Source organism: Pseudomonas sp. UBA3153 (genome assembly GCF_002364635.1).
GTDB classification, from domain to species: Bacteria; Pseudomonadota; Gammaproteobacteria; order Pseudomonadales; family Pseudomonadaceae; genus Pseudomonas_O; species Pseudomonas_O kuykendallii.
In genome coordinates, this window is sequence record NZ_DEYR01000038.1 from 1 (window position 1) to 5,402 (window position 5,402).

General features: G+C 70.6%; 5 protein-coding genes. 1 reads left to right on the forward strand and 4 read right to left on the reverse strand.

The window, feature by feature from the left end; all coding sequences use genetic code 11:
• Positions 1–205: 205 nt before the first annotated feature.
• The 4 genes from B2X67_RS09960 to B2X67_RS09975 all read right to left on the reverse strand — a co-directional run bounded on the left by B2X67_RS09960 (position 206) and on the right by B2X67_RS09975 (position 3,994).
• Positions 206–685 (reverse strand): Lrp/AsnC family transcriptional regulator, encoded by a 480-nt coding sequence (locus tag B2X67_RS09960; RefSeq protein WP_090226057.1) that lies wholly within the window; start codon positions 683–685, stop codon positions 206–208.
• Between the two features lie 347 nt (positions 686–1,032).
• On the reverse strand, positions 1,033–2,565 hold the full coding sequence (locus B2X67_RS09965; RefSeq protein WP_286785382.1) for an apoptosis inducing factor family protein: 1,533 nt from the start codon (positions 2,563–2,565) through the stop codon (positions 1,033–1,035).
• A 66-nt stretch (positions 2,566–2,631) separates the two neighbouring features.
• A complete protein-coding gene (locus B2X67_RS09970) occupies positions 2,632–3,525 on the reverse strand; it encodes a cation diffusion facilitator family transporter (RefSeq protein ID WP_286785383.1) in 894 nt (297 codons plus the stop codon).
• A gap of 49 nt (positions 3,526–3,574) precedes the next feature.
• On the reverse strand, positions 3,575–3,994 hold the full coding sequence (locus tag B2X67_RS09975; protein ID WP_090226064.1) for a polyribonucleotide nucleotidyltransferase: 420 nt from the start codon (positions 3,992–3,994) through the stop codon (positions 3,575–3,577).
• 208 nt (positions 3,995–4,202) lie between these two features.
• Between B2X67_RS09975 and hrpB the strand changes: the two genes are divergently transcribed.
• On the forward strand, positions 4,203–5,402 hold a 1,200-nt coding region (gene hrpB / locus B2X67_RS09980; protein WP_286785384.1), incomplete at its 3' end, for an ATP-dependent helicase HrpB.

Below are 5,402 nucleotides of genomic sequence, written 5' to 3' on the forward strand. Positions count from 1 at the left end.
GCGCCGTGACCAGGCTGTACATCATTATTTCTTCGAACAGTTCGGGTTGCATCGGGATCTCCGGGAGGTGTGCCTCGCCCGCGCTCGGCAGGCGCGGCGCTCATGCCCTCGGCGCGGCGCCTGGCGCGCGGCCGGCGCAACGCGTCATGGACCACGCCGGCACGGCGAAGCGCGGCGATTATACGGCAAGCCCGCGGTCATCGGCTCAGCCGCGCAGGTGGCCCAGCGGCAGCTCGGTGCTGCCGAGCACCTGATCGAGCACGAAGGCGGAGCGCACGCTGGTGACGCCTTCGATGCGGGTGAGCTGGCCGAGCAGGAATTTCTGGTAGTGCTCCATGTCCTGCACCACCACCTTGAGCTGGTAGTCGGCGTCCATCCCGGTGACCAGGCTGCATTCGAGCACCTCCGGGCACTTGCGGATGATGTCCTGGAAATGCTCGAAGCGCTCCGGCGTGTGCCGGTCCATGCCGACCTGCACGTAGGCGGTCAGCGTCAGGCCGAGCTTCTTGCGATCCAGCAGCGCCACCTGGCGGCTGATGTAGCCGTCGTCCTCCAGTTGCTTGACGCGTCTGGAACAGGGCGACGGCGACAGGCCGATGCGCTCGGCCAGCTCCTGATTGGAGATGCGCGCGTCGCGCTGCAATTCGGCGAGGATGCGCAGGTCGTAGCGGTCCAGCTTGTCCATTTTTTAGGGGCTCTTTGGTTTTATTGCTCGTGAGCATGCATGTGCGAGCGTTAATTGCGCAAGTGGTGGCGAGATGGGCAATTTTAGCAATCACCTGTCGCCGCCGCGGGCGTACGCTTTACCTCAGTTTCAAGGCCCGGACGAAATGTCCATCCGGCCCGCTCAATCAGGCGGGTTGGCGCCGACGGTCCCACCGGGCCGCTCTGGCACCCGGGTCCGCACTGCCCAACCAGGCGGGCGACGAAAGCGGCGATATCCTCGCCAGTACCGGACGCGCAGTAAAAGGGGGAAGACCGGACGGTCTTCCCCCTTTTGTTTGGGCGGCGTTCGGGGCGAAACCTTCGCCCTCAGTCCGAATTCGCGCGAATCAGCTGCAGCGCCTCCTCCACGCCGAGCGGCCGGCGCATGCGTTCGGCCAGCAGGGCCATGGCGCGCTGGCGCTCGCAGCCGACGGCGGCGGCGACCTGGTCGCCCTGGCGGAGCAGGGCGAGGAACTCGAGGCGTTCCGGTTCCCCCTCGTAGACCACCTCGTCCCAGCGCTTGGCATGGCCGAGGTAATCGATGCGCTTGCCGAAGTGGAAGGTCCAGAAGAACGGCACATCGTCATAGCGCGCATCGCCCCCGAGCATGTTCTGCGCGGCGATGCGCGCGTGCTGCTGCGCCAGGCGCCAGTGCTCGATGCGTGTCGGCTCGCCGGCGTAGGGAAAGCGCGCGATGTCGCCGGCCGCCCATAGCCCGTCGGCGGCGCGCATGCCGGCGTCGACCGGCAGCGCGCCGTCCTCGTCGAGCAGGGCGTCATCGAGCATCGCAGTGACCGGGCTGACGCCCACACCGAGCAGCACCAGCTCGGCCGGCAGCTGTTCGCCGTTGTCCAGCAGCACGCCGTGCACCCGCTCGTCGCCGTCGAAGCGCAGCACCTCGGCGCCGCGGTGGAAGATCACCCCGTTGTCCTCGTGCAACTGGCCGATGGCCGCGCCGATGCGTTCGCCGAACGCGCTGGCGAAGGACACCCGATGGCGCGCGATGACACTCACCACCAGGCCGCGCTGGCGCAATGCCGACGCGGCTTCCAGGCCGATGAAGCTGTCGCCGACGATCACCGCGCGGGTGCCTGGCCGGGCCGCCTGCAGGATGGCCTCGGCGTCCTCGCGCGAGCGCAGCAGGAGCACGTTGTCCAGGGTCGCGCCCGGCAGCGGCAGGCGCTGCGGCTCGCCGCCGGTGGCCAGCAGCGCGGCGTCGTAGTCGAAGTGGCGGCCATCGATCAGGCTGGCCCGGCGCGCGGCGGCGTCCAGCTGCACGACTTCGCCGTGGATGCGCTGGATGTCCTGTGCGGCGAAGAATGCTTCGTCGCGCAGCGCCGGCACCTCGGCGGGCGGCACCTCGCCGGAGAGGACGAATTTGCTCAGTGCGGTGCGGTCGTAGCCGGGTCGCCGCTCCCGGTCGATCAGCAAGAGTTCGCCGGCGAAACCCTTCTCGCGCAGTGCCGCGGCCGCGGCGGTGCCGGCCGCCCCGGCGCCGATGACGATGAAGCGGCGTGCGTCCTCGGTGGGTTCGACCGGCGTTTCCGCCAGCGCCTGGCTACCGACGCGCACTTCCCCGTCGACCACCTCCACCGGATAGCGCTTCAGGCCATCGAGGGCGGGCGGCTCGCAGAGGCTGCCGTCGGCCACGGCGAAGGCCGCCTTGTGCCAGGGGCAGGTAAGCCGGCCGTTGCACACCGCGCCCTGTTCCAGCGGCGCGCCGGCGTGCGGGCACTCGGCCTGGTAGGCGTGCACCGTCTCGCCGGTGCGCAGCAGGAGGATCCTGGTTTCGCCGATTTCGACGCGTGTGCCTCGGTCCTCGCGCAGGTCGGCGAGGCGGGCGACGGGATGGAGCGACATGGGCTTCCCCTCAGCGGGCGTTCTCATCAGGTATGCCTGTTTGGAGTCCGCCCGCGTCGGAGGGGTTCAGTGCCGCCGTTGGCGCGCCGCGTTCGGCGGGTCGGCGTGAACCAGCACCTCGGCGCGCGGAAACTCCTGGCGGATCGCCGCTTCGGCCTGGTCGCAGAGCGCATGGCCTTCGTCCAGCGACAGCCCGCCGGGCAGCTCCAGGTGCAACTGGACGAACCAGTGGGTGCCGGACATCCGCGTGCGCAGGTCGTGGGTGCCGAGCACGCCGGGCACCGCGCAGGCCAGCTCGTGCATGCGCTGGCTGATCTCGACCGGCAGTTCCTCGTCCATCAGCACCGAACAGGCACCGCGGATGATGCTAGTGGCGCTGTAGAGGATGTACGCGGCGATGCCCAGCCCGAACAGCGCATCCGCCCGGTGCAGGCCGGCCTGGGCGAGTAGCAGCGCGGCGAGGATGCTGCCGTTGAGCAGCAGGTCGGAGCGGTAGTGCAGGGCGTCCGCGGTGATCGCGGTAGAGCCGGTGACCTGCACCACGTGCCGCTGGAAGCGCAGCAGGGCGAGCGTCGCCAGCAGCGACACGACGATCACCGCCAGGCCGGCGCCGGTGGCTTCCAGGGGCTGCGGGTGGGCGAGGCGCTGCACGCCCTGGTAGCCGACGAAGACTGCGCTGGCGCCGATGAATACGCCTTGGCCGAGCCCCGCCAGCGCCTCGGCCTTGCCGTGGCCGTAGCGGTGGTTGTCGTCCGCCGGGCGCAGCGCGTAGGCGACGGCGAGCAGGTTGAGCAGCGAGGCGGCGCCGTCGAGCAGCGAGTCGGTAAGGCCGGCGAGCAGGCTCACCGAACCGCTGAACCACCAGGCGACGGCCTTGGCGAGGGCCAGCGACAGCGCCACGGCGAGCGCGGCGCGGGTCGCCAGGCGCATCAGCCGGGCATGGGGTGCGTCGATGATCATCGGCGTTCGGTCGGCAGGGCGGCCCGTCGCCGCGCGGCTCGCTGCGGCATCACGCGGCCGGGCGCAGGCCGTAGGCGGCCAGTTGTTCGAGGCTGCCGCTGTGCTGGATCAGCCGCGGGTCGTCGAGCGGCAGCGTGCGGCCGGTTTCGCGGGCGATGATCGCCTTGAGCTTCTGCTTGTCGACGCTGCCGTCGGCGCTGATCGCGTCCTGCAGTTTTTCCGGCGCCACCGAGTAGTGCTCGTTCGGTGCCAGGTAGATCGCGCCAGTGGCGAAGTCGATGCCGAAGGCGATTAGCCCGGGGATCACGTAGAAGAGGATGCCGACGGCGTCGAGCGCGGCGACCAGCGGATCGATCCGGCCTTCGATCTGGCCACGGCGGTCGGGGAAAAACAGGGTGCCGCAGGCGCTGAGCTGGGTGAGCAGGGTGACGGCGAGAGCGCCGCCGATGATGCGGTTACGCATGAGCATGAAGGACCTCCAGGGAAAGCAGTGCGCCACTATATCAAGCGCCGGGGGGCGTTTTCCGCAGGCCGTACAAAGGTTTTCCTGCAACCTGTGTCGCCCCCTGTGAGACCGCGGCGGCGCGCCAGCGTTTCTTCGCCGGTGGACGAACCCACGGCCGCGCCGCTTACCCGCGCGGCGCGCTTATAATCCGCTCCCCCGTTCCGGAGCCGCCATGCACGCCCTGCCCATCGATGCCATTCTGCCCGCCCTGCGCGAGGCGCTGGGCCAGCGCCACGAAGCCGTGCTGGAGGCGCCGCCCGGCGCCGGCAAGACCACCCGCGTGCCGCTGGCGCTGCTTGGCGAAGCCTGGCTCGCCGGGCAGACCATCCTGATGCTCGAACCGCGTCGCCTGGCAGCGCGCGCGGCGGCCGAGCGGCTGGCCGCCGAACTGGGCGAAGCGGTAGGTGAAACCGTCGGCTACCGCATCCGCTTGGAGTCGAAGGTCGGCCCGCGCACCCGCATCGAGGTGGTCACCGAAGGCATCCTTGCGCGGCGCCTGCAGGACGATCCGGCGCTGGAGGGTGTCGGCCTGGTGATCTTCGACGAATTCCACGAGCGCAGCCTCGACGCCGACCTGGCCCTGGCGCTGACCCTCAACGGCCGTGAGCTGCTGCGCGAAGAGCCGCCGCTGAAGGTGCTGCTGATGTCGGCGACGCTGGAGGGGGAGCGGCTGTCGGCGCTGCTCGGCGCCGCGCCGGTGGTTAGCAGCGATGGCCGCATGTTTCCGGTGGACACGCGCTGGGGGCGTCCCGCGCAGCCGGGCGAGTGGCTGGAGCCGCGGGTGGTGCAGACGGTGCTGCAGGCGCTGGACGACGAGCCCGGCAGCCTGCTGGTGTTCCTCCCCGGTCAGGCCGAGATCCGCCGGGTCGCCGAGCAGCTCGGCGAGCAACTGCACAGGCGAGCCGACGTGCTGCTCTGTCCGCTGCATGGCGAACTCGACCTCGCCGCCCAGCGCCGCGCCATCGAGCCGGCGCCGAGCGGGCAGCGCAAGGTGGTGCTGGCGACCAACATCGCCGAGACCAGCCTGACCATCGACGGCGTGCGCGTGGTGGTGGATGCCGGCCTGGCGCGGGTGCCGCGCTTCGACCCGGCCAGCGGCATGACCCGCCTCGACACCCAGCGCATCTCGCGGGCCTCCGCCACGCAGCGCGCCGGTCGCGCCGGGCGGCTGCAGCCGGGCGTCTGCTACCGGCTCTGGTCGCAGGCGCAGCATGAGCAACTGGCCGCCCACGCAACCGCGGAAATCCTCCAGGCAGACCTCGCCGGCCTGGCCCTGCAACTGGCGCGCTGGGGCGTCGAGCCGGAGCAACTGGCCTGGCTCGACCGCCCGCCAGCTGCGGCCTACGCCCAGGCCCGAGAAGATCGGAAGAGC

Excerpts from the sequence above, each read along its gene's own strand:
- B2X67_RS09975 (WP_090226064.1), bottom strand. The coding sequence starts at position 3,994 with ATGCTCATGCGTAACCGCATCATCGGCGGCGCTCTCGCCGTCACCCTG.
- B2X67_RS09965 (WP_286785382.1), bottom strand. The coding sequence starts at position 2,565 with ATGTCGCTCCATCCCGTCGCCCGCCTCGCCGACCTGCGCGAGGACCGA.
- B2X67_RS09960 (WP_090226057.1), bottom strand. The coding sequence starts at position 685 with ATGGACAAGCTGGACCGCTACGACCTGCGCATCCTCGCCGAATTGCAG.
- B2X67_RS09970 (WP_286785383.1), bottom strand. The coding sequence starts at position 3,525 with ATGATCATCGACGCACCCCATGCCCGGCTGATGCGCCTGGCGACCCGC.